The organism is Dryocola clanedunensis subsp. sulfonylureivorans (assembly GCF_016756775.1).
GTDB classification, from domain to species: Bacteria; Pseudomonadota; Gammaproteobacteria; order Enterobacterales; family Enterobacteriaceae; genus Dryocola; species Dryocola clanedunensis.
In genome coordinates, this window is sequence record NZ_JAERMU010000008.1 from 56,715 (window position 1) to 78,139 (window position 21,425).

General features: G+C 52.1%; 24 protein-coding genes and 1 other annotated feature. Of the genes, 12 read left to right on the top strand and 12 right to left on the bottom strand.

Features of this window, described 5'->3' with window-relative positions:
* Positions 1–9: 9 nt before the first annotated feature.
* The 3 genes from HYQ67_RS09900 to HYQ67_RS09910 are packed head-to-tail and all read right to left on the bottom strand — an operon-like array spanning position 10 to position 2,730.
* The gene (locus tag HYQ67_RS09900; RefSeq protein WP_202303529.1) at positions 10–1,122 is read right to left on the bottom strand and encodes a mandelate racemase/muconate lactonizing enzyme family protein; all 1,113 of its coding nucleotides are present in this window, start codon (positions 1,120–1,122) and stop codon (positions 10–12) included.
* Complete coding sequence (locus HYQ67_RS09905; RefSeq protein ID WP_202303530.1) at positions 1,122–1,976, bottom strand: fumarylacetoacetate hydrolase family protein; 855 nt, start codon at positions 1,974–1,976, stop codon at positions 1,122–1,124. Before HYQ67_RS09905 ends, HYQ67_RS09900 begins: the two co-directional genes overlap by 1 nt.
* Before the next feature lie 22 nt (positions 1,977–1,998).
* Positions 1,999–2,730: an SDR family oxidoreductase gene (locus HYQ67_RS09910; RefSeq protein ID WP_202303531.1), complete on the bottom strand. Its 732-nt coding sequence runs from the start codon at positions 2,728–2,730 to the stop codon at positions 1,999–2,001.
* A gap of 190 nt (positions 2,731–2,920) precedes the next feature.
* Between HYQ67_RS09910 and HYQ67_RS09915 the strand changes: the two genes are divergently transcribed.
* From HYQ67_RS09915 to HYQ67_RS09925, 3 genes are all read left to right on the top strand, one after another.
* On the top strand, positions 2,921–3,703 hold the full coding sequence (locus tag HYQ67_RS09915; protein ID WP_202303532.1) for an IclR family transcriptional regulator: 783 nt from the start codon (positions 2,921–2,923) through the stop codon (positions 3,701–3,703).
* Between the two features lie 211 nt (positions 3,704–3,914).
* Entirely contained in the window at positions 3,915–4,967 is a 1,053-nt protein-coding gene (locus HYQ67_RS09920; RefSeq protein ID WP_202303533.1) for an Ldh family oxidoreductase, read from the top strand.
* Positions 4,968–5,005: 38 nt separating this feature from the next.
* Positions 5,006–6,331, top strand: a complete 1,326-nt coding sequence (locus HYQ67_RS09925) for an MFS transporter (protein WP_202303534.1) — start codon at positions 5,006–5,008, stop codon at positions 6,329–6,331.
* Positions 6,332–6,544: 213 nt separating this feature from the next.
* Here HYQ67_RS09925 and HYQ67_RS09930 read toward each other — a convergent pair whose 3' ends face one another.
* From HYQ67_RS09930 to hxpB, 4 genes are all read right to left on the bottom strand, one after another.
* Positions 6,545–7,936, bottom strand: a complete 1,392-nt coding sequence (locus tag HYQ67_RS09930; protein ID WP_202303535.1) for an L-cystine transporter — start codon at positions 7,934–7,936, stop codon at positions 6,545–6,547.
* 132 nt (positions 7,937–8,068) lie between these two features.
* The gene (locus HYQ67_RS09935; RefSeq protein ID WP_202303536.1) at positions 8,069–8,659 is read right to left on the bottom strand and encodes a metal-dependent hydrolase; all 591 of its coding nucleotides are present in this window, start codon (positions 8,657–8,659) and stop codon (positions 8,069–8,071) included.
* 112 nt (positions 8,660–8,771) lie between these two features.
* Positions 8,772–9,533 (bottom strand): 2-dehydro-3-deoxy-D-gluconate 5-dehydrogenase KduD, encoded by a 762-nt coding sequence (gene kduD / locus HYQ67_RS09940; RefSeq protein ID WP_202303537.1) that lies wholly within the window; start codon positions 9,531–9,533, stop codon positions 8,772–8,774.
* A gap of 150 nt (positions 9,534–9,683) precedes the next feature.
* Positions 9,684–10,352: a hexitol phosphatase HxpB gene (gene hxpB / locus HYQ67_RS09945; protein ID WP_202303538.1), complete on the bottom strand. Its 669-nt coding sequence runs from the start codon at positions 10,350–10,352 to the stop codon at positions 9,684–9,686.
* 166 nt (positions 10,353–10,518) lie between these two features.
* Between hxpB and HYQ67_RS09950 the strand changes: the two genes are divergently transcribed.
* Entirely contained in the window at positions 10,519–11,055 is a 537-nt protein-coding gene (locus tag HYQ67_RS09950; protein WP_202303539.1) for a YniB family protein, read from the top strand.
* A gap of 208 nt (positions 11,056–11,263) precedes the next feature.
* Here HYQ67_RS09950 and HYQ67_RS09955 read toward each other — a convergent pair whose 3' ends face one another.
* From HYQ67_RS09955 to pfkB, 3 genes are all read right to left on the bottom strand, one after another.
* The gene (locus tag HYQ67_RS09955) at positions 11,264–12,124 is read right to left on the bottom strand and encodes a fructosamine kinase family protein (protein ID WP_202303540.1); all 861 of its coding nucleotides are present in this window, start codon (positions 12,122–12,124) and stop codon (positions 11,264–11,266) included.
* Between the two features lie 100 nt (positions 12,125–12,224).
* Positions 12,225–12,518 carry a type V toxin-antitoxin system endoribonuclease antitoxin GhoS gene (gene ghoS / locus HYQ67_RS09960; protein ID WP_202303541.1) on the bottom strand — a complete coding sequence of 98 codons (294 nt, stop codon included), beginning with the start codon at positions 12,516–12,518 and terminating at the stop codon, positions 12,225–12,227.
* 101 nt (positions 12,519–12,619) lie between these two features.
* Positions 12,620–13,549 (bottom strand): 6-phosphofructokinase II, encoded by a 930-nt coding sequence (pfkB, locus tag HYQ67_RS09965; RefSeq protein WP_202303542.1) that lies wholly within the window; start codon positions 13,547–13,549, stop codon positions 12,620–12,622.
* 286 nt (positions 13,550–13,835) lie between these two features.
* On the opposite strand from pfkB, the gene HYQ67_RS09970 reads away from it, so the two are divergent.
* A complete protein-coding gene (locus HYQ67_RS09970; protein ID WP_202303543.1) occupies positions 13,836–14,594 on the top strand; it encodes a DUF481 domain-containing protein in 759 nt (252 codons plus the stop codon).
* 60 nt (positions 14,595–14,654) lie between these two features.
* Here HYQ67_RS09970 and HYQ67_RS09975 read toward each other — a convergent pair whose 3' ends face one another.
* Complete coding sequence (locus HYQ67_RS09975) at positions 14,655–14,909, bottom strand: hypothetical protein (protein ID WP_202303544.1); 255 nt, start codon at positions 14,907–14,909, stop codon at positions 14,655–14,657.
* Between the two features lie 219 nt (positions 14,910–15,128).
* Positions 15,129–15,383: a hypothetical protein gene (locus HYQ67_RS09980; RefSeq protein WP_202303545.1), complete on the bottom strand. Its 255-nt coding sequence runs from the start codon at positions 15,381–15,383 to the stop codon at positions 15,129–15,131.
* Between the two features lie 662 nt (positions 15,384–16,045).
* Between HYQ67_RS09980 and HYQ67_RS09985 the strand changes: the two genes are divergently transcribed.
* The 7 genes from HYQ67_RS09985 (at position 16,046) to pheS (ending at position 21,423) form a co-directional block, all read left to right on the top strand.
* Complete coding sequence (locus HYQ67_RS09985; RefSeq protein WP_202303546.1) at positions 16,046–16,237, top strand: hypothetical protein; 192 nt, start codon at positions 16,046–16,048, stop codon at positions 16,235–16,237.
* A 735-nt stretch (positions 16,238–16,972) separates the two neighbouring features.
* Positions 16,973–18,901, top strand: a complete 1,929-nt coding sequence (gene thrS, locus HYQ67_RS09990) for a threonine--tRNA ligase (protein ID WP_202303547.1) — start codon at positions 16,973–16,975, stop codon at positions 18,899–18,901.
* Positions 18,902–18,904: 3 nt separating this feature from the next.
* Entirely contained in the window at positions 18,905–19,447 is a 543-nt protein-coding gene (gene infC, locus HYQ67_RS09995) for a translation initiation factor IF-3 (RefSeq protein WP_072009408.1), read from the top strand.
* Positions 19,448–19,541: 94 nt separating this feature from the next.
* Positions 19,542–19,739, top strand: coding sequence for a 50S ribosomal protein L35 (rpmI, locus tag HYQ67_RS10000; RefSeq protein WP_004263702.1), 198 nt, complete (start codon positions 19,542–19,544; stop codon positions 19,737–19,739).
* A 43-nt stretch (positions 19,740–19,782) separates the two neighbouring features.
* Entirely contained in the window at positions 19,783–20,139 is a 357-nt protein-coding gene (rplT, locus tag HYQ67_RS10005) for a 50S ribosomal protein L20 (protein ID WP_000124849.1), read from the top strand.
* Between the two features lie 117 nt (positions 20,140–20,256).
* Positions 20,257–20,380, top strand: a sequence feature (Phe leader region).
* Positions 20,262–20,306, top strand: a complete 45-nt coding sequence (gene pheM, locus HYQ67_RS10010; protein WP_106120997.1) for a pheST operon leader peptide PheM — start codon at positions 20,262–20,264, stop codon at positions 20,304–20,306. Its footprint overlaps the feature before it by 45 nt.
* A 59-nt stretch (positions 20,381–20,439) precedes the next feature.
* Positions 20,440–21,423: a phenylalanine--tRNA ligase subunit alpha gene (gene pheS / locus HYQ67_RS10015; RefSeq protein WP_202303548.1), complete on the top strand. Its 984-nt coding sequence runs from the start codon at positions 20,440–20,442 to the stop codon at positions 21,421–21,423.
* Positions 21,424–21,425 lie beyond the last annotated feature (2 nt).

The following is a 21,425-nucleotide window of genomic DNA, read 5'->3' on the forward strand; positions in this document are numbered from 1 at the left end:
TTTCAGATTTCACTTACTCACGATCAGGCTTCTGCTGCCAGCAACCGTTTGTTCTTTCAGAGCCGATAAATTCCAGTCAATGCCAAGTCCGGGCTTATCTGACGGTACGGCTCGTCCCGCTTCAACTTTCATCGTGCTGTCGGTCAGGCTGTCCAGCTGCGGGATATATTCCAGCCAGCGGGCGTTCGGCACGGCGGCACAAAGCGAGACGTGCAGCTCCATCAGGAAGTGAGGACAGACGGCAACGTTGAAACTCTCTGCCAGATGCGCCGTTTTTAGCCACGGCGTAATGCCGCCGATTCGGGCAACATCCACCTGAACGACCGAACAGGCATTCTGCTGTAAATATTCGCGGAACTGCCCGATGCTGTAGATGCTTTCGCCCACGGCTATCGGAATGGTGGTCTGCTGATTGAGTCTGACATGCCCCTGAATATCGTCGGCGGGCAGCGGTTCTTCGAACCAGCCGATGTCTAGTTCTTCGTAATGCCGCGCACGCCGTATGGCGTCATCGACCTGGAAGGCCTGGTTTGCATCGGTGAAAATTTCGAACCCATCCCCCATGGTGTCCCGCACCGCACGGAGGCGGGCAACATCTTCCCGTACCGGACGACCCACTTTGACTTTGACGGCGCCAAAGCCGTTTTCACGGCTCTCAATCGCATTGTCGACCAGCTCTTCCGGGGAGAGATTCAGCCAGCCGCCTTCAGTGTTATAAAGTGGGATGCTGCGCTGAGCGCCACCCGCCGCCAGCCACAGCGGCAGGCCAGTACGTTTACAGCGTAAATCCCACAGGGCGGTATCTATCGCGGCCAGCGCCAGAGACGTTATGGCTCCGACTGCCGTCGCGTGCGTCATAAACAGCAGCTCACGCCAGATTTGCTCAATACAATTGGCTTCTTTGCCAATCAACGCCGGTGCAAGGGTTTTCTCCAGCAGCGAGAGGACCGCCGGGCCGCCTGTGCCGATGGTGTAGCTGTAGCCCAATCCTTCTGCGCCTTCGGAGTCAATAATGCGTACGAAAGGCGTTTCCTGGCAGACAAATGACTGGATGGCATCTTCGCGGACGGTTTTCGGCGCGAGCGCAACCATGAAAATCTCAACGCTGGTGATGACGGCCATTATTTCACTCCCTCTGCGCTGTATGTGCGCTGCTGTTGAATACCCAGTCCCTCAATCCCCAGACGCATAGTCTGGCCTGGACGTAAATAAACCGGTGGCTTTTGTCCCATGCCCACACCGGGTGGGGTGCCAGTTGAGATGATGTCACCTGGATGCAGGCTCATAAACTGTGAGATGTAGGAGACCAGGTAGCTCACGCTATAGATCATGGTGCTGGTCGAGCCGGACTGATAGCGATGACCGTCGACTTCCAGCCACATTGAGAGCTGCTGCGGGTCGGCTACTTCGTCGCGGGTCACCAGCCACGGGCCAATCGGGCCGAAGGTGTCGCAGCTTTTGCCTTTCACCCACTGACCCTGGCGCTCAATCTGAAACTCTCGTTCGGACAGGTCATTAACAACGCAGTAGCCTGCTACGTAGTCCAGCGCTTCATCTTCACTGACGTATTTCGCCGTTTTTCCAATCACCACGCCGAGCTCCACTTCCCAGTCGGTCTTTTGCGAGCCGCGTGGGATCTCCACGTCGTCGTCAGGGCCGACAATGGCGTGGGGCGATTTCATAAAGATGATGGGTTCCGGCGGCACGACGGCGTTAGTTTCAGCGGCGTGGTCAGAGTAATTCAGACCCACACAGATAAATTTCCGGCTTCCGCCCACGCAGGGCCCGAGCCGGGGATTGCCAGCTACGACAGAGAGAGCGTCCTCAGGCAGTGCGGCAAGTTTGGTGAGCAGTTCTGGCGTCAACGTTTTTGCATCCAGGTCATCAATATGCTGTGACAGGTCGCGAATTTTGCCGGTTGAATCCAGCAGGCCGGGGCGTTCGTTCCCCGGTTGACCATAGCGAAGTAAGCGCATTTCAGTGATTCCTTGTTGTCATTCAGGCAGACCAGCCGCCGTCGATGTGGTGCACCTGACCGGTCGTGAAGGTGGCGGTAATCAGGTAATGAACCAGCCCGGCGATCTCTTCCGGCTGTCCGATGCGGCCCATTGGCTGGCGGGAGATGAACGCCGCTCGCGCCGTTTCATAATCTCCCGTATCCCGAAGACGCTGGTGCAGGGAGGGCGTTTCCACCGTGCCTGGGCAGATGGCGTTACAGCGGATACCCTGGGTGATGTAGTCCGCGGCCACTGATTTTGTCAGGCCGATGACCGCCGCTTTGCTGACGCTGTAGGCGCAGCGGTTAGGTACGGCTTTCAGACTGGAGGCGATGGAGGACATATTAATGATGCAGCCGTCCTGCTGCGCGAGCATGCCCGGCAGCACGGCGCGGATCAGGTGATACTGCGCCATCACGTTGAGCTGCCAGGCAAAATTCATCTCGTCGCTCTCGGTATGCAGCACATCCCCGCTGTGGACAATCCCGGCACAGTTGAACAGCACATCGATGACGGGGTGGCGCTCAACGAGTGCGCTGATAGCTTCTGGTTGCAGAACGTTGAGCACTTCGGTTTGGATGCCGGGGATGTCAGAAAGCTCATGGAGCTTCCCTTCGTCTATATCTGTCGCGATGACCTGGAAGCCGGCTTCCGCAAGTCGTCTGGCGGTCGCATAGCCGATGCCCTGGGCTGCGGCGGTGATTAATACGGTCGTCTTTTTTTCACTTTCCATCGCTCGTTCCTCGTTAAGTGACGCTCTGGATGTTAATTCACTGTAAACAAATCTGACTTTAATTCAAATATGAATTTATAATTTATATATGATGATCACGTTTTGTCTGTTGCAGGCAAAGCGGGCAGCGAATGGATTAAGTGGTAATATTCAGAGGGTTGAACTTCCTGCGATGACTGATGAGGGATGTATGGCGCAAAACAAGCTGGATCCGGAGCTTCAGGAGGAGCGCTATCGCGCACCGGCCCTGGATAAGGGATTGGATATTCTGGAAAAACTGGCAGAAATTGAGGAGGGCGTTTCCCAGGCAGAGCTGGCCGCCGCGCTCGAACGTAAGCCAAATGAAATTTATCGTATGCTCGATCGCCTGGTCCGCAGAGGCTATGTGGTGCGCACCAGCGTCGATCAATACCAGCTGTCGCTGAAGCTCTTTGAGCTGGCACACCGCCACTCGCCAATGCGTCGTCTGGCCTCCCAGTCGCTACCCCATCTGCGGGAGTTTTCCCGTAGGGCGCAGCAGGGCTGTCATATCGTTATTTACGAACGGGGAGCGTTAACCTCGATTGCGCAGGTAGATGCTCCCGGCTACTGGGGGCTTGGTATCCGCGTTGGGGCCCGTATCGGGCTGCTGGACACCGGTTCCGGCCACGTCGTGCTGGCATTCGCTTCCCCCGAAGAGCAGCGCTATATGATTCAGGAGAGCGGCGAGCTGGCGGGTGAGCCAGATGAAAAGCTGCGTAACCACCTGCTGCAGGTGCGTGAGCAGGGTTATGAAATTATGCCCAGCCAGCAGGTTGAAGGCGTCTACAACATCGCGGTGCCGCTTCTGGTCAGCGGTGAGAACGCGATTGCCGCGCTTGCCTGCCCGTGGGTTAAGCACCTGGACCACATGAATTCTCCCTCCCCTGAGAGCGTCGTCGAACTGCTTACGGCCACTGCCCGGCACATCCGCAGCGGCATCCCCACCCGATAAATCATTTGTCTTCTGGCGGCCATCCCCAGGTCGCCCCCTCTGTTTTTCCTTTTTTGCGAGCCAGGTCTCTGTTCATTGCTGATGGAGAGGGGATTGCGTGATCTTCATATATAAATTAAACATTCATTTTTGAATGATCTCTTTTCTGTGGTTACATTCCGATCACATTAAACAAACAATTCATTATCTGTCCGCAGAGGGGGAGCATCCGGTGCAGCACTATCGATTAAGTGACGTGCACAGCGCATGTCAGCACGAGCTGGAAAGCCATGGTGTACCAGCAAACTATGCCGCCGCGATGGCGGATGCTCTGGTGTTTGGTGAAGCGACAGGTTCCGCAACCCACGGTCTGTCTCTGCTGACGCCCTATCTGGAGGCGATTGCCAGTGGTGGAATGGCGCTGGAAGGTCACTATGAAGTGCTGAGCGATTTTCACGCCTGTCAGGTCTGGGACGGGCGAAAGCTACCGGGGGCGTGGCTGATGAAGCAGGCTATCGCCTGCGGCATGCAGCGAGCTGCCGCCTACGGGGTGTCGGTGGTAGCGGTTAAAAATAGCCACCATACAGGCTGCCTGGCGGCTTATCTGGAAATGGCGACTTCGAAGGGCTATGTCGCGTCGATAGCGTTAACCGATCCGGCGCACAGCAGCGTCGCCCCATGGGGAGGAACAACCCCTGTAATGACTTCTAATCCTGTTGCATTTGGCGCGCCGGGTGAGGCGACGCCGATCTGGATTGATATGGCGACCTCGAGTGTGACTAACGGCGCCGTACAGCACAGGCTCAACGCCGGGGAGAACTTTAGTTCTGAAGTGTTGCTGGACGGGCATGGTAAAGCCACGGACAACCCCGCGGTGATTAACGATCGGCCTCCGGGGTCAATTTTACCTTTAGGTGGCAAGAGCCACGGCCACAAAGGTTATGCACTGAGCGTCATGGTTGAAATCCTGGCGGGCTGTCTGAGCGGGGGGGGACGAGCAGACCCCCCTTCAGGATGGGGCGCTTCTTTTACGGTCACGCTGTACGCACCGGGTCTTATTTGCGGCGAAAAAGTCTGGAATACACAGCTCAATGCGCTGATTCGCCAGTGCCATGGTGCTGCTCCAGCTCACCCATATTCTTCCGTTCGATTGCCGGGCGAACGGAGCTGGCACAGCTTACAGCATGCGCGTCAGCATGGCCTATGGCTTAACCCGGCGCAGTTTGTCTGGCTGAACAACGCACCTGATCCGCACAACAATACATCGCAGAAACACAATCCTTAACCATAAAAACATTCATCCATAAACACCGGGAGAAGGCTATGCAGCATGCACACACACCAGGACTGAGAAAAGCAGTCACTGCGTCGGTGGTGGGAACGGTTATCGAGTGGTTTGATTACGCACTCTATGGCGCCGCCGCCGGGCTTATTATCAATAAAATATTTTTCCCCGATCTCTCTGCTTTCGCCGGGACGCTTGCCGCATTTGCCACTTTTGCCGTCGGCTTTTTTGTCCGTCCGCTGGGGGGACTTATCATTTCTCATATCGGCGATCGCTACGGTCGAAAACCGGCGTTGGTCTTCTCCATTGCGTTGATGGGGTTTGGCACGGTGGCAATAGGCCTGCTGCCGGACTACCGGCAAATCGGCATTTATGCGCCTTTATTGCTGGTGCTGATGCGTATGGCGCAGGGGTTTGGTGCCGGGGCGGAGTACGCAGGCGCCCTGACGCTGCTGTATGAGTATGCTCCTAAGCGCTTAAGAGGTTTCTATACGGCCCTGCTCCAGTCGGCTACGGTAGTGGGGATTATCCTGGCAAGCGTCGCGTTCTGGGGCGTTTCACAGATGTCGGAAGAGGCGATGACCAGCTGGGGCTGGCGAGTCCCGTTCCTTAGCTCTGCCGTGCTGTTTGTGATTGCGCTGTATATCCGCCGCCATTTAGATGAAACACCGGAATATATAGAAGCCATGAAGCATGCGGCACAGGAGAAGAAAGAGAATCATATCCCGCTGCGCGTGGTGCTGACAAAGTACCCGAAGTCGTTGATATGGGGTTTTCTGGCGATGACCGGGCACAATGCCAATGTTTATATTCTTAGCGCATTTAGCATCAGCTATATGACCAACACACTGCATCTTTCACGTTCAACCGCGCTGACCGCAGTCTTTATCTCTGCATTGTTCGGCGTCTTCAGCGCGCCCTTTATGGGATGGATGGCAGATAAATTTAGTCCGGCAAAAATATATATCGGCGCGGCGCTGTTCACGGCGGTGTTCGCCTGGCCACTGTTTATGTTTATCGATACCGGCAATCTCTTTTTGATTACCCTTGGCATGTCGATAGGCTTCCTGGTGAGCTACGGCGGGATGGCAGGGCCGCAGGGGGTATTGCTGGCCAATCTGTTCCCGACCCGCTATCGCTTCTCGGGGATCAGCGTTTCCCGCGAGCTGAATGGCATGCTGGTGGCCGGGCCGACGCCGCTTATCTGTACGCTGCTGGTTAATCTTGCCGACGGAAAACCTGTATATGTTTCGATGTATCTGGCAGTGTGCTGTTTGCTGACCGCGTTTGCGGTGATGAAACTTTATATGGCAGCAGGGCAGCCAATAAATACTTCGTTAGCGAAGCCGACTGTATCTGACTGATAAGCAAAAAAAAGGCCGCAAATTCTGCGGCCTTAGATTGCTGACAAAGAAGGAAAAAGCGTGGTTTTTCCTTCTTTGTGGTAAGCAGGCGAAAATCAATGAATTGATTTTCCTTGTTATTTATTCGATGAGATCTTTGCGAAACGCATTTGCTTTAGGTTTGTCATCAGTCTGAGGCCGCAAATTCGGCGGCCTTCTATTTTTTACGGAGACTCAGCGGTGAGCGAGTTCAATCTCTTCTTCGCTGTTGAGGATCTCTTTATCGGTCTGCTTCATTAACTGGCTGGTGATTGTCCCGGCAGTCATTGAACCGCTGACGTTCAGCGCGGTACGGCCCATATCGATCAGGGGTTCAACGGAGATCAGCAGGGCAACCAGCGTCACCGGCAAGCCCATTGCTGGCAGCACAATCAGTGCGGCGAAGGTCGCACCGCCGCCCACGCCGGCCACGCCTGCGGAGCTGATGGTCACGATACCGACCAGTGTTGCGATCCACATTGGGTCCAGCGGGTTAATACCCACCGTTGGGGCAACCATCACCGCCAGCATTGCCGGGTAAAGACCTGCACAGCCGTTCTGACCGATAGTCGCGCCGAAAGAGGCTGAGAAGCTGGCGATTGACTCGGGCACACCCAGACGACGAGTTTGCGCTTCCACGTTCAGCGGAATACTTGCCGCGCTGGACCGGCTGGTAAAGGCAAAGGTCAGCACCGGCCAGACTTTACGGAAGTATTTCAGCGGGCTGACGCCATTAAAGGCCAGCAGCACGGCGTGGATCCCAAACATAATCGCAAGGCCCAGATACGACGCGACCACGAAGCTGCCCAGTTTGATGATGTCCTGCAGGTTAGAGCTGGCGACCACTTTGGTCATCAGCGCCAGTACGCCGTAAGGCGTCAGCTGCATAACAAGACGAACCAGTTTCATCACCCAGCTTTGCAGCACGTCGATAGCTGCCAGCACGCGTTCGCCCTTCGGCGCATCGTCTTTCAGCAGCTTCAGCGCAGCCACACCCAGGAATGCAGCGAAGATAACGACGCTGATGATGGACGTTGGGTTGGCACCGGTCAGGTCAGCAAACGGGTTTTTCGGCACGAAGGAGAGGATCAGCTGCGGTACAGACAGATCGGCGACTTTCCCCACGTAGGTCGACTGGATAGCGCTCAGGCGAGCGGTTTCCGCCGTCCCCTGCACCAGACCTTCAGCGGTCAGGCCGAAGAGATTGGTCACCAGAACGCCTACCAGTGCCGCAATGAGCGTGGTGAACAGCAGGGTGCCAATGGTCAGGAAGCTGATTTTACCCAGCGATGAGGCGTTATGCAGTTTGGCTACCGCGCTCAGAATGGAAACAAACACCAGCGGCATGACGATCATCTGCAGCAGCTGCACATAGCCGTTGCCGACGACGTTAAACCACTGGATGGAATCTTTCAGTACCTGGCTGTCTGCGCCATAAATGGTATGCAGCGCAATACCAAACACCACGCCGACCACGAGGCCAACCAGTACTTTTTTCGCCAGACTCCACTGTTTATGACGCGTTTGCGCCAGCAACAGCAGCAGAATAACGAACACGATAACGTTCGCTATAAGTGGAAAATTCATCCCCGTATCTCCTGAAATTATTGTAGGCAGATGGGACTGGCCCATCTTTATGCTGTAAATCGTATCAGATGTGAAACGGGTCACTTATATTCAAAAGGAATTGATTATTACTAAATGGATAGTTTCGTGCATTTATTGTTCTGCGTGGTGATTTAAGAAGCTATTAAAGGTCATTTGCAACGAATTTATCATCTGCGAAGACCAGCGCACTGCGCTGTTGTCGGGCAAACTTTGCGGCATCCACACGGCAAAACCAAACAGCGCCATGCACAGAAAACGTTCCAGCTGGTTGCCTTTTTGCGGCCTGATGACCGGGAAGCGAAAACGCCAGCGGCATGGCCAGAGCAAAGGCACGCCGGCAGGGGTCAGCATGTCGGCCAGGATATGGCTCAGATACCCCAGCACCATACCCTGTAGTGCATCTGCAGGAATGACCCAGTTTTCCGGCACTTTCAGATAGAACAGCGCCAGCCCTGCAAACACGGCAAACAGGCTATGGGTAAAACCCCGGTGACCGCAGGCCCGGGCGATAGGTTTTGAGATCCACGTCAGACGCTGGCCAAGAAACGACTTCGGATGGTCAATATCCGGTAGCAGGCAAGTCAGAATAGCTGAGGGGACAATATGCCACCAGTCGCCCTGAGCCAGCACAGGGGTGAGCTCGGCGTTTTTTGCAAATACTGCGCTGGCTATAGAAAAAAGCAGGTGGCCTTCCGCCGTCATGATAATACCCGGGAGAACTGTCAATTCATCCAGTATAGGGTTTTTATACAGTTGGCGGAAGAGGTGACGCTGTAACATTTTATCACTGCCATGAATACATAATGCGATGTGATTAGCGTGCCAGCCATCCCCCATCGACAGCAATCGTGTAGCCATTGATATAATCTGAGGCGCGTGAGGCCAGGAAGACGGTTGCACCCTGCAAATCTTCTGGCGTTCCCCATCGACCAGCCGGGATCCTGGCAAGAATCTCTTTGTTTCTGGCCTCGTCTTCCCGCAGTTGCTGCGTGTTGTTGGTAGCCATATAGCCAGGCGCGATGGCGTTGACGTTGATGTTGTGCGCTGCCCATTCATTGGCCAGCAGGCGCGTCACGCCCAGCACGGCGCTTTTCGATGCCGTATAAGACGGCACCCGAATCCCGCCCTGAAAAGAGAGCATGGAGGCGATATTGATGATTTTGCCGCCACCCTGCTGTTTGATGAACTGCTTCGCAATGGCCTGGGAGAGGAAAAACAGCGACTTAATATTAAGGTTCATCACGTCGTCCCAGTCCTTTTCACTAAACTCCAGCGCGTCGGCCCGACGGATAGTTCCTGCGTTGTTCACCAGCACGTCGATTTTGCCCATTTTCGCCACGGCCTGCGCGACGACATCGGGAATCACCGATGGCTGGCTCAGGTCAGCCTGAACAGCAGCAAAGCGACGTCCCAATGCGGCCACCTTTTCCGCCGTTTCCTGTGGGGTTTTGCGACCCACGCCAATAATGTCGCAGCCGGCCTCGGCAAGTCCGAGCGCCATGCCCTGGCCAAGCCCTGTGTCACATCCGGTGACCAGAGCAACCTTCCCCTGCAGATTAAAAGCGTCAAGAATCATAATTACCCCGATAAAGTTCAGGCGCACACCGGCGCGTGTCTAAACAGGATAGGTAGGGGGACGCAGAAACACAAATAAATATGAAATGGCGTTTCAAAAATATGACGTGTGCGACATTGCCAAAGGGCGGCCTTCGCCGCCCCGGCTATTTTACCCGCGCAGATGCGACGCGGTAAGGTCAACTAAGGTGTTCAGCTTCACGTCGGCCAGGCACCAGCGTGGGTTGGCCCGATTTTCTTCGGCTGGCACAACTATCGACCTCATACGCGCCGCTTTGGTGGCAATCATGCCATTAACGGAGTCTTCCAGGGTGACGCAGCACAGCGGGTCGATACCCAGCTTTGCCGCTGCATCAAGATAAACCTGAGGGTGAGGTTTGCTGAACGCCAGGTGCTCGGCTGAGGCAATGGCATCAAACTGCTCGCGTAAAGCAAACATTTCAAGCACGCGCTCCAGCATATGTAGCGGGGAAGCGGAGGCCAGCCCAACCTTCAGCCCCTGAGCCTTGCAAAGCGCTATGGCTTTGCGCACGCCGGGCAGCAACGGCTGACGCTCTTCGACCAGACTAATAGCACGCGCAATGACGCGCTGGGTCACGTCTTCTCGTGAAGGGCCATTCCACGGCTGTTGGGCAAACCATAAATCAACAACCAGGTCGATACGCAGGCCAAGCGTATCGGGTAATTCGTTACGGCGGGTGATATCCACCCCAAGGCTCGCCATGACTTCTAATTCAGCCTCATCCCACAATGGTTCAGAATCGATCAGTAAACCATCCATATCAAAAATTGCAGCTAATACCTGGCGCGTGTTGGCCATCTCAGGACTCCTGTCAGCGTTTATTTAAAATATTGGCCCTATGAATAGCGGGAAAAGTCATCGGTTGCCACTGCTTTTATGAAAATCGCTCGCATAGCTCAGGCGCAATGCGCTAAATCCTTGTAGACTTTGTGCCAGTCAGTTGCGTCTTAACAAAGGGGAAAGAATGACGTATCAACAAGCTGGACGCATTGCGGTGCTGAAACGCGTTGCCGGTTGGGTGATTTTCATCCCAGCGGTGATTTCCACGCTAATCTCTGTACTGAAGTTTATGTATGAGCATAGCGAAAAGCAGCCGGGTATCGATGCCGTCATGATGGACTTCGCCCATGTGATGATTGAGATGATGCGTTTTAATACGCCGTTCCTGAATTTCTTCTGGTTCAACTCGCCACAGCCGGAGTTTCATCAGCATACGAACATTCTGTTCTGGGTAATTTTCGCGCTGATTTTTGTGGGGCTTGCCCTGCAGGCTTCTGGGGCGCGGATGAGTCGCCAGGCTACATTCCTGCGTGAGGGTGTCCAGGATCAGCTGATTCTTGAGCAGGCGAAAGGGGCAGAGGGCTTAAACAAAGCGCAGCTGGATGCCAAAATTGTGGTGCCACGCCATACTATCTTCCTGCAATTCTTTCCGCTGTACATCCTGCCGGTGATTGTGATTATCGCAGGCTACTTCTTCTTCTCATTGCTCGGTTTTATCTAAGCAGTAAACCACTCCTGGGTGGGAGTGGTTTCAGACTGATGACAAACTCATACCGATTGAGTTTCGAAAAGATCTCATCGAATAGATAACAAGGAAAATCAAGTCATTGATTTTCGGCTGCTAACCACAGAAGAAGGAAAAACCACGCTTTTTCCTTCTTTGTCAGCAATGTTAAACCACTCCTGAGCGGGAGTGGTTTAACCCGCTGCTAGGCGGCAAGAAGGCGATCCAATGCTTTTTGTGCGGTCACGAGATGCTGTCCGCCAAACAGGATGGCACGGTTAAGCAAAGTATAAAGCTGGTAGACAGGTTGACGGTCTAAAAAGCCGGAAGGAAGCGGGGAGACCGACTGATAGCCGTCATAGATTTGCGGCGGCTGGTCAGGATGCAGTGGCAGCATCGCCAGATCGCACTCTCTGTCACCCCAGTAACAGGCCGGGTCGTAGATAAACGGCCCTTCTGGCCCCAGCGCACAGTTCCCCGACCATAAATCCCCGTGAAGCAAAGAGGGCTGCGGCTGGTGCGAGGCGAGGGATTGATGCACAAAATCGACGATAAGATCGATATCCCCAAGATGGATGCCTTTTTCGGCGGCCATTTCCAGCTGCCAGCCGATGCGCTGTTCAGCAAAAAATGTCGACCAGCGTCGTAGCCAGGCGTTAGGTTGGGGGGTGGTGGAAAGATCGTTATCAAAATCGAGCCCAAACTGCGGCTGATCGCTCCATTCATGCAGCCGCGCAAGCTGCTGCCCGAGAAGAAACGCATTATGGGCATCCAGCGGTTTGGCTGGCAGATACTCCAGCAGCAGGAAGGCGTAATCTCTGTCGCTCCCTAATCCCCAGACCTTCGGCACCCGTACCGTATTGCTGCGTGACAGCAGCTCCAGCTGATCGGCTTCCGCTGTGAAGATCGGCAGCATCTCCCGTTCGTCGCTTTTGACAAAAATCTCATGACCGGCGTAGCGGATTCGCCAGGCCGCGTGGATCTCCCCGCCGGGCAGTTCGGTGCGTTGTTCAACTTCAGCCTCTCCCAACTGCTCACTCAACAGACGACTGATGGCTTGCCACATGATATGTCCTCCCAGTTGCTCTGGTAGATCATTAGCTTGCACTGTTAACCGGGTAAAAACCTGGAACCAACGCACAACCCCGGTCAGGATTTAATTTAAATTACGCTTCGCGACGCTTTTTCCACTCTTCCCATGTTGTCACGGTAACTTCTGGTTCAACGCCCAGGGCAACATGACCCAGTCCTTTGGTCAGCTCTTCCACCTCCTGAACGGACAAAGCACTGACCAGACCGTAAGTGTTGGTCCCTAACTCATGAATTTTTCCGTCATCATCGCTCATCGTGAGGAGAAAACCACCGCGAGTCAGGTGGTTATTGAGCTCATTGATATCGGTAAGGCTTTCTTCTTTATACTTAACGGTGACGACATAGCGCACAATGTCCCCATTACTCATGGTTCACCTCATTGTTATCCCAAAGGTTTTAGCATAGTTCATCTGTATGAAATGGCGAGAATTAGCGCAACGGCCCCCGCACACGGAGGCCTTAAGAGAGATTAACTGCGAAGGTAATCGTAGATTTTCTGTGTATTTTCAAGCGAGCACAGGCGGGTGCCCTGATTGATCGTCGCAGCGCTACCGGCCGCCACACCGAAGCGAACCATATCCAACAGCGACGCGCCTTCTGCCAGCTTCAGCGTCATGGCTCCCACCATGCTGTCACCCGCGCCAACGGTGCTCTGACTTTTAATCGGCGGCGGTACAACCTGGACACATGCTGTGGCATCAACGCCCAGCGCACCTTGTGGGCCGAGGGAGACAATCACGCGGTGCGCCTGCCCACTCTGGACAATTTCCTGCGCGGCCTGGCGGACATCGTCCGGCTGTGTTAAATCACGATTAACCAGCGCGCTTAGCTCTTTCTGGTTGGGCTTGACCAGCTCAATATTACCGATAGCCAGCGTTGCCTTCAGCGCCTCACCCGAGCTGTCCACAATGCAGCGAATACCTTTATGCTGCGCGGCTTTCACCAGCGAACAGAGTTTTGCGACTTCGATACCCGGTGGCAGGCTGCCGCTTATTACCAAAATGGAACCCGCTTCAATCATCAGCACTTTTTCTTCCAGGCGACGGAACTCATCGTCAGTAAGGGCTGCGCCGGGCATGACGAAACGATACTGCTCACCGGTGGATTCGGCGTGAACGTGGAGATTTTGACGGGTCCAGTCCCTTGATTCTACGGTGTCTGTTGCAACCTGTTCATCAAGCAGCAGGGCAGAGAGATGCTCACCGGTAGCACCGCCTGCCGGGAAGATAGCCGTGGCTTTTCCGCCAAGATGGGAGATTGCCCGTGCGACGTTAATCCCACCGCCCCCGGGTTCGAATACGGGGACGGTACATCGTAATTTACCTTCTGGATAAATTTGCGGGGTAAGGGTGGCGCTGTCGAGAGAGGGTGCAAGAGTCAATGTATAGATGCGTGCCATGTGACCTCCTTTTTCATGAATGTAGAGCTTAGCACCATTCCGGAGGGATCAATTTTAATTAATGTCATGATTTTTCAATGTATTGTCAAAAAGCAAGCTCTTGCTATCTATATGAAAATAAAGATGTTTTAAGAGGTCTCTTATTCAAAAAATGAAAGAAGAATTCATTGCTATGTTATTCGGGCTTTTTTATAATTTGTAACCTTTCTGTAGGGCATAAACGTTTGATCCCAACAGAAGATTCCGGAACCTTAGTGGTTTCTTTTTTTGTCGTACGGATTAATAAATGAAGCTTGTTAAGACAGTACCGGCTGCAATCTTGCTGACCGGAAGTGCGCTTTTGAGTCACTTTGCAGTTGCAGATACCACCGTTTTCACTGTCATGGATGACCCCAGTACCGCGAAAAAACCTTTCGAAGGTAACCTTAACGCCGGTTATCTTGCCCAATCCGGCAATACCCAAAGCTCTACGCTGACCGCCAATACCAATATGACCTGGTATAGCGATGCAATGGCATGGTCTATTTGGGGGAATGCTAATAATACCTCCGCGAATGACGAGCGCTCCTCTGAGACTTACGCAGCCGGTGGTCGTAGCCGTTACAATATGACGGATAGCGACTATCTCTTCGGCCAGGCAAGTTGGTTGACCGACAGGTACAACGGCTATCACGCACGTGATGTGCTCACCGCGGGTTATGGTCGGCAGTTCTACAGTGGCCCGGTACATTTCTTCCGTCTTGAATTCGGTCCGGGTGTGCGTTACGACGAATATACAGAAGGCGGCCATGAAACCCAGGCGCTGGGCTACGCGTCAGGCATTTATAACTGGCAGCTTACGGACAATGCGAAGTTTATTCAGGGTGTTTCCGTGTTGGGCAGCGAAGATACAACGGTTAACTCAGAAACCGGGCTGGAAGTCGCTATCAACGAACATTTTGGCCTGAAGGTGGCTTACAACGTGACCTGGAACTCCAATCCACCGGATTCGGCTCCAGACCATACCGACCGAAAGACTGCTATTACTCTCGGCTATAAGATGTAATTGCCCCAGCCAGAGTGCATAAAAAGCCACGGGTTAACGCCGGTGGCTTTTTTGTTTCTGTTATCTGTGGAAAATCCAGGCTTTGCCTACGCCGCCGGTATCCGACATTAAATCCTCGCAGTGGCAAATATGCAGGCGTATAACCTCCAGCAGGTCTAAAAAGTCCTGCTGCCGGGTATCGGCAGCCTTAGTCATGACGATAACATCCATCTGAGGATCTTCCTGCGAGAGGGTGATATCCATTTTTAAGACTGACATCAGTCCTTTGTACCTGTCATAAAGTCCTTTCGGAACAATAAACGATATGTCGGCCATAAGACCTCCTTTATATGGGGGGATAGATTTATCGGTTGCCCCATACAGAACTTTAGTGCAAATCTACCACTGCCCGATGCCGGCTAGCTGGATAAGGTTATTTTCGAGTGCAAAAACAAATTACTAAACCATTTCCGCCGTGGCTGCAAAACATCCCAGGCCCTGGGGAAGTCGACAGAGAAAAGCCATCGGACTTACCCCGGTGGTGCTTTGCTTGTGTTACTTGTGAAAAATCCACACTTTTCCCGCGCCACCAGCCTCGGTGGTTAAGCCTTCTGCACGGCAAATAAACAGGCGCATAGCCTCTACTAAATCGAGAAAATCCTTTACGTCACCCCCCTTTACGCATGACATTTCATGAATGTCCACCGACGGGTCATCCTGAGAAACTGCGATGTCCATCTTTAGCAATGGGATGATTGCTTTGTATTTACCATAAATTCCTTTCGGAAGAATAAACGTTGCGTCGGCCATAAAACATCCTTTTTAAGGGGAAAGATTATTCATCGGCTGTGGTCAATTTAACTTTAGCGTTTATTGCCGGGTAAAATCATCTGTTAGTAATATCCAGAGACACTGCAACGCTCGCGATTGACATTAATACCTTCAGATGAATACAGCGTCAGGCTACTCACTCATTTATACTCGTCTTGTTTTAAAAAATATTGAATTGTCTTTTTGATGTTATGCGATTTCACTTAGTGAAATGCCATGATAGGGTTTTATTGCTACGGGATAACCTGCGAAGGGGGAGTCCCGTCGGTGACATGAACTTTGAGATGTTTTTTCGCCGCCTCTGTGTCTTTGGCGGTTTTTTTTTGTCCTTACCAGACCAAAAAATAACTATCCTCACTGACCCTATCCCAAAAGATCTACCAACCGGTGGTCTTCTTATTTGTGCTAAATCAATGGGTTGACTCAAACGCCTGACGCTCGTCAACAGACAACGATACAGAAGCTAAATGACGGGGATTCCAGGTATCAATACTTGCACCAGAGGGGCTTTGAATAAGGCCTTTCGTCAGAATCACGATAAATCCTAATGTCACCGCGCTGTGGTTTTTTCTTTGATATGGATCAATAAAAGTGGTTTAATTTCTGTGATTGTTAAGAAAATGTGACGAAGGTTGATGAATATGGCTAGCAAGTACTATTGGATTGAGCATAAGGGGAGCAAGGAAATCGCGATGTTTTTACCTGAAGTTGTCGAGGATTTGACAACAGGTGAGTCTGTTTTTGGTATGTGGAGGCTGACATCCAATCCGGATGAGGTCTTATTCATTAATGAAATTCAAGTTCTGTCAGGTCCGTTGATCCCCCCGAACTGATCGCTTGCTATAATTAACACCCTGGTAAACCTCGCTCCGGCGGGGTTTTTCATTTTTACGAATATAAACATTTAATAAGCTTCCCTTAAGGAAGGTAGAATCGGGTGCCTGCCTGAGTACACAGGCGATCTGCCGACATCAGCATTGAAATATTCAGCTAAACGTCTGGTTTTCATCAATCAGATAATGTGGGAGAGAGATTACGGACTATGAAACCGAATACAGGCTACGCCAGTTATAAACGGGTCAAATGCCATCAAATGGAGGCGGTCCTGGCTTGCGTTAAAAAACGGCTTCAGCAGCAAAATACTAAATAACCAATTAAATGAAATGCAGTTTTTTAATAAAAAACATCATGATAAGGTCTGTCGTGTTGATGATATGCTAGGGATGGCTTTAAAAAAGAAGTACATCGTAACTTTGTCACCCGCCGTTACTTATCGCCGGCGGGTTTTTTTTGTCAAATGTTGCTGAAATGGCGGGGCAGGCGTCAAGTATTTGCAGTGGGTACATCCTGTTGCCATCAAGTTCTGCCTTTATCCCTCATTCAATGACGTGTACTATTGCCGGGTCTAATTGGCAGGCGGATGCGGGTACATTAGCGTTTCGTAAACCCAGATGTACACAGTTTGCAGAGTGAAGCATTCAACTCATCCCAACCTTCTGATTTATCTAAACTAAATGAAATTGTATGTGATCTTACGTGCGGGTCACCACTGCAAATAAGGACTTATCATGCCTGTTATTACTCTTCCTGATGGCAGCCAACGCCATTACGACCACGCTGTTAGCCCACTGGATGTTGCTCTTGATATCGGTCCTGGTCTCGCCAAAGCCTGTATCGCAGGCCGCGTAGACGGTGAGCTGGTAGATGCATCCGATGCGATCGAACACGATGCCAAACTGGCTATCATCACCGTAAAAGATGAAGCCGGTCTGGAAATCCTTCGTCACTCCTGTGCCCACCTGCTGGGTCATGCTATCAAGCAGCTGTGGCCAAATACCAAAATGGCGATCGGCCCGGTTATCGACAACGGCTTCTACTATGACGTTGATCTTGACCACACCCTGACCCAGGAAGATCTTGAGCTGCTCGAAAAGCGTATGCATGAGCTGGCTGAGAAAGATTACGATGTTATTAAGAAGAAAGTGAGCTGGCACGAAGCACGCGAAACTTTCGTCAACCGTGGCGAAAGCTACAAGGTTGCCATTCTTGATGAAAACATCAGCCATGATGACCAGCCTGGTCTGTATCATCATGAAGAATACGTTGATATGTGCCGTGGCCCGCACGTCCCGAACATGCGTTTCTGCCATCATTTCAAGCTGCAGAAAACCGCGGGTGCTTACTGGCGTGGCGACAGCAACAATAAAATGCTGCAGCGTATCTACGGCACCGCATGGGCAGATAAAAAGCAGCTCAATGCCTACCTGCAACGTCTGGAAGAAGCGTCCAAGCGCGACCACCGTAAAATTGGCAAGCAGCTCGACCTGTATCATATGCAGGAAGAAGCGCCAGGTATGGTGTTCTGGCACAATGACGGTTGGACTATCTTCCGTGAACTGGAAGTCTTTGTACGCTCCAAGCTCAAAGAGTACCAGTATCAGGAAGTGAAAGGGCCGTTCATGATGGACCGTGTGCTGTGGGAAAAAACCGGCCACTGGGACAACTATAAAGATGCGATGTTTACCACCTCTTCTGAGAACCGTGAATACTGCATCAAACCAATGAACTGTCCGGGGCACGTACAGATTTTCAACCAGGGTCTGAAGTCCTACCGCGATCTGCCATTGCGTATGGCTGAGTTTGGTAGCTGTCACCGTAACGAACCATCAGGTGCGCTTCATGGTTTGATGCGCGTACGTGGTTTTACCCAAGATGATGCGCACGTTTTCTGTACAGAAGACCAGGTTCGTGATGAAGTGAACAGCTGTATTCGCATGGTTTATGACATGTACAGCACCTTCGGTTTTGAAAAAATCGTCGTAAAACTGTCCACTCGTCCAGAAAAACGCATCGGTACCGACGAAATGTGGGATCGTGCGGAAGCTGACCTTGCGGTTGCGCTGCAGGAGAACGAAATCCCGTTTGATTACCAACCGGGTGAGGGCGCATTCTACGGTCCGAAGATTGAATTTACCCTGTATGACTGCCTCGATCGCGCATGGCAGTGCGGTACAGTCCAGTTGGACTTCTCCCTGCCTACGCGTCTAAATGCGTCGTACATCGGCGAAAATAACGAGAAACTGGTGCCGGTTATGATTCACCGTGCCATTCTCGGATCCATGGAAAGGTTTATCGGTATCCTCACCGAAGAGTTCGCTGGGTTCTTCCCAACCTGGCTTGCTCCGGTCCAGGCAGTGGTCATGAATATCACTGATGGACAGTCTGAATACGTTAACGAATTGACCCGTAAACTACAAAATGCTGGCATTCGCGTAAAAGCAGACTTGAGAAATGAGAAGATAGGCTTTAAAATCCGTGAACACACGTTGCGTCGTGTCCCTTATATGTTGGTTTGTGGCGACAAAGAGGTCGAAGCAGGCAAAGTTGCCGTTCGTACTCGTCGTGGCAAAGATTTGGGTAGCATGGACGTAAACGAATTGATTGAAAAGCTGCAGCAAGAGATCCGCAGCCGCAATCTAAATCAACTGGAGGAATAAAGTATTAAAGGCGGAAAAAGAGTTCAACCGGCGCGTCCTAATCGCATTAACAGAGAAATTCGTGCCACTGAGGTTCGTCTAACAGGTATAGACGGCGAGCAGCTAGGTATTGTCAGTCTGAATGAAGCTTTAGAAAAAGCCGAAGAGGCTGGGGTTGATTTAGTCGAAATCAGTCCTAATGCCGAACCGCCTGTTTGCCGCATAATGGACTACGGCAAGTTCCTCTACGAAAAAAGCAAATCTTCTAAGGAACAGAAGAAAAAGCAAAAAGTTATTCAGGTTAAGGAAATCAAATTCCGACCTGGCACTGACGATGGCGACTACCAGGTAAAACTCCGCAGCCTGGTTCGCTTTCTGGAAGAGGGTGATAAAGCTAAGATCACACTGCGTTTCCGCGGTCGTGAGATGGCTCACCAGCAGATTGGTATGGAAGTGCTTAACCGCGTCCGTGACGATCTGAGTGAACTGGCAGTGGTCGAATCCTTCCCATCGAAGATCGAAGGCCGCCAGATGATCATGGTGCTCGCTCCGAAGAAGAAACAGTAAGGCACACAAGTAACAGTTCCGGTGGGGCTCGCCTCGCCGGATTTGTTCGCCTTCTGGTTCGTTTAATTAACAATGCGAAGTGGAAAGTAATCAAATGCCAAAGATTAAAACAGTACGCGGCGCCGCTAAGCGCTTCAAAAAGACCGCCGGTGGTGGTTTTAAGCGTAAGCACGCTAACCTGCGTCACATTCTGACTAAAAAGTCTACTAAGCGTAAACGTCATCTGCGTCCAAAAGGCATGGTCTCCAAAGGGGATCTGGGTCTGGTCGTCGCATGTCTGCCGTACGCATAAGCAACTTTTTAATTTTTTCAGAATATAGAACAGGAGAGCTAATATGGCTCGCGTAAAACGTGGTGTAATCGCACGTGCTCGTCACAAAAAAATCCTCAAACAAGCTAAAGGCTACTATGGTGCGCGTTCACGCGTATACCGCGTTGCCTTCCAGGCTGTTATCAAAGCTGGTCAGTATGCTTACCGTGACCGTCGTCAACGTAAGCGTCAGTTCCGCCAGCTGTGGATTGCACGTATCAACGCTGCAGCTCGTCAGAACGGTATCTCTTACAGCAAATTCATCAACGGCCTGAAAAAAGCCTCTGTTGAAATTGACCGTAAGATCCTGGCTGACATCGCGGTATTTGACAAAGTGGCATTCTCTGCCCTGGTCGAAAAAGCGAAAGCAGCTCTGGCTTAAGCCAGTTATCAGAGGGAGCTTGTCTCCCTCTCTTAATTTCTAACACAATCATTTTATTGACATTTCAGGTGTGAGGCTTTTCAATACACCGAACGAAATCGTTAATTAAGGTAACTGCAAGCATGAATGCTGCTATTTTCCGTTTCTTTTTTTACTTTAGCGCCTGACTCAGGGGGCTTTGCGCGTAAGAGAAGAAACGAAAAACAGCGCTGAAAGCCTCCTTTGTGGAGGCTTTTTTTTTGCATGTCGAATTCACAGAGACAAACTACTCCGGTAAGTTACCGGCACAAGAGGAATACCATGCCACATCTCGCAGAGCTGGTTGCCAGTGCAACGGCCGCCATAAACGAGGCCCAGGATGTTGCCGCGTTAGACACCGTACGCGTCGAATATTTAGGGAAGAAAGGGCACCTGACCCTTCAGATGACCACCCTGCGTGAGCTGCCGGCAGAAGAGCGTCCGGCGGCAGGGGCTGTTATCAACGAAGCGAAAGAGCAGGTGCAGGAAGCGTTAAACGCCCGTAAAGCCGCACTCGAAAGTGCTGCGCTGAACGCTCGTCTGGCACAGGAGACCATCGATGTTTCCCTGCCTGGCCGTCGTATCGAAAATGGCGGTCTGCACCCGGTTACCCGTACTATTGACAGAATCGAGACGTTCTTTGGCGAGCTTGGCTTTACCGTGGCTACCGGGCCTGAGATCGAAGATGACTATCATAACTTCGACGCGCTGAATATTCCGGGTCACCACCCGGCGCGTGCGGATCATGACACCTTCTGGTTCGACGCTAAGCGTCTGCTGCGCACCCAAACCTCTGGCGTGCAGATCCGCACCATGCAGGACAAACAGCCTCCTATTCGTATTATCGCGCCGGGCCGCGTCTATCGTAACGATTACGACCAGACCCACACCCCGATGTTCCATCAGATGGAAGGGCTGATCGTTGATAAAAACATCAGCTTTACCAACCTGAAGGGGACGCTGCACGACTTCCTGAACAATTTCTTCGAAGACGATCTGCAGATCCGCTTCCGCCCTTCCTATTTCCCGTTCACTGAACCGTCCGCGGAAGTCGACGTAATGGGCAAAAATGGCAAATGGCTTGAAGTGTTAGGCTGCGGCATGGTGCACCCGAACGTTCTGCGTAACGTGGGTATCGACCCGGAAGTTTACTCCGGCTTCGCCTTTGGGATGGGGATGGAGCGTCTGACCATGCTGCGCTATGGCGTGACCGACCTGCGTGCCTTCTTCGAAAATGACTTACGTTTCCTCAAACAGTTTAAATAAGG

What these genes read in the sequence shown, in the direction of transcription:
- HYQ67_RS09900 (WP_202303529.1), bottom strand. Translation starts at nt 1,122, where the DNA reads ATGGCCGTCATCACCAGCGTTGAGATTTTCATGGTTGCGCTCGCGCCG.
- HYQ67_RS09905 (WP_202303530.1), bottom strand. Translation starts at nt 1,976, where the DNA reads ATGCGCTTACTTCGCTATGGTCAACCGGGGAACGAACGCCCCGGCCTG.
- HYQ67_RS09910 (WP_202303531.1), bottom strand. Translation starts at nt 2,730, where the DNA reads ATGGAAAGTGAAAAAAAGACGACCGTATTAATCACCGCCGCAGCCCAG.
- HYQ67_RS09915 (WP_202303532.1), top strand. Translation starts at nt 2,921, where the DNA reads ATGGCGCAAAACAAGCTGGATCCGGAGCTTCAGGAGGAGCGCTATCGC.
- HYQ67_RS09925 (WP_202303534.1), top strand. Translation starts at nt 5,006, where the DNA reads ATGCAGCATGCACACACACCAGGACTGAGAAAAGCAGTCACTGCGTCG.
- HYQ67_RS09930 (WP_202303535.1), bottom strand. Translation starts at nt 7,936, where the DNA reads ATGAATTTTCCACTTATAGCGAACGTTATCGTGTTCGTTATTCTGCTG.
- HYQ67_RS09935 (WP_202303536.1), bottom strand. Translation starts at nt 8,659, where the DNA reads ATGACGGCGGAAGGCCACCTGCTTTTTTCTATAGCCAGCGCAGTATTT.
- kduD (WP_202303537.1), bottom strand. Translation starts at nt 9,533, where the DNA reads ATGATTCTTGACGCTTTTAATCTGCAGGGGAAGGTTGCTCTGGTCACC.
- hxpB (WP_202303538.1), bottom strand. Translation starts at nt 10,352, where the DNA reads ATGGCCAACACGCGCCAGGTATTAGCTGCAATTTTTGATATGGATGGT.
- HYQ67_RS09950 (WP_202303539.1), top strand. Translation starts at nt 10,519, where the DNA reads ATGACGTATCAACAAGCTGGACGCATTGCGGTGCTGAAACGCGTTGCC.
- HYQ67_RS09955 (WP_202303540.1), bottom strand. Translation starts at nt 12,124, where the DNA reads ATGTGGCAAGCCATCAGTCGTCTGTTGAGTGAGCAGTTGGGAGAGGCT.
- ghoS (WP_202303541.1), bottom strand. Translation starts at nt 12,518, where the DNA reads ATGAGTAATGGGGACATTGTGCGCTATGTCGTCACCGTTAAGTATAAA.
- pfkB (WP_202303542.1), bottom strand. Translation starts at nt 13,549, where the DNA reads ATGGCACGCATCTATACATTGACTCTTGCACCCTCTCTCGACAGCGCC.
- HYQ67_RS09970 (WP_202303543.1), top strand. Translation starts at nt 13,836, where the DNA reads ATGAAGCTTGTTAAGACAGTACCGGCTGCAATCTTGCTGACCGGAAGT.
- HYQ67_RS09975 (WP_202303544.1), bottom strand. Translation starts at nt 14,909, where the DNA reads ATGGCCGACATATCGTTTATTGTTCCGAAAGGACTTTATGACAGGTAC.
- HYQ67_RS09980 (WP_202303545.1), bottom strand. Translation starts at nt 15,383, where the DNA reads ATGGCCGACGCAACGTTTATTCTTCCGAAAGGAATTTATGGTAAATAC.
- HYQ67_RS09985 (WP_202303546.1), top strand. Translation starts at nt 16,046, where the DNA reads ATGGCTAGCAAGTACTATTGGATTGAGCATAAGGGGAGCAAGGAAATC.
- thrS (WP_202303547.1), top strand. Translation starts at nt 16,973, where the DNA reads ATGCCTGTTATTACTCTTCCTGATGGCAGCCAACGCCATTACGACCAC.
- rpmI (WP_004263702.1), top strand. Translation starts at nt 19,542, where the DNA reads ATGCCAAAGATTAAAACAGTACGCGGCGCCGCTAAGCGCTTCAAAAAG.
- rplT (WP_000124849.1), top strand. Translation starts at nt 19,783, where the DNA reads ATGGCTCGCGTAAAACGTGGTGTAATCGCACGTGCTCGTCACAAAAAA.
- pheS (WP_202303548.1), top strand. Translation starts at nt 20,440, where the DNA reads ATGCCACATCTCGCAGAGCTGGTTGCCAGTGCAACGGCCGCCATAAAC.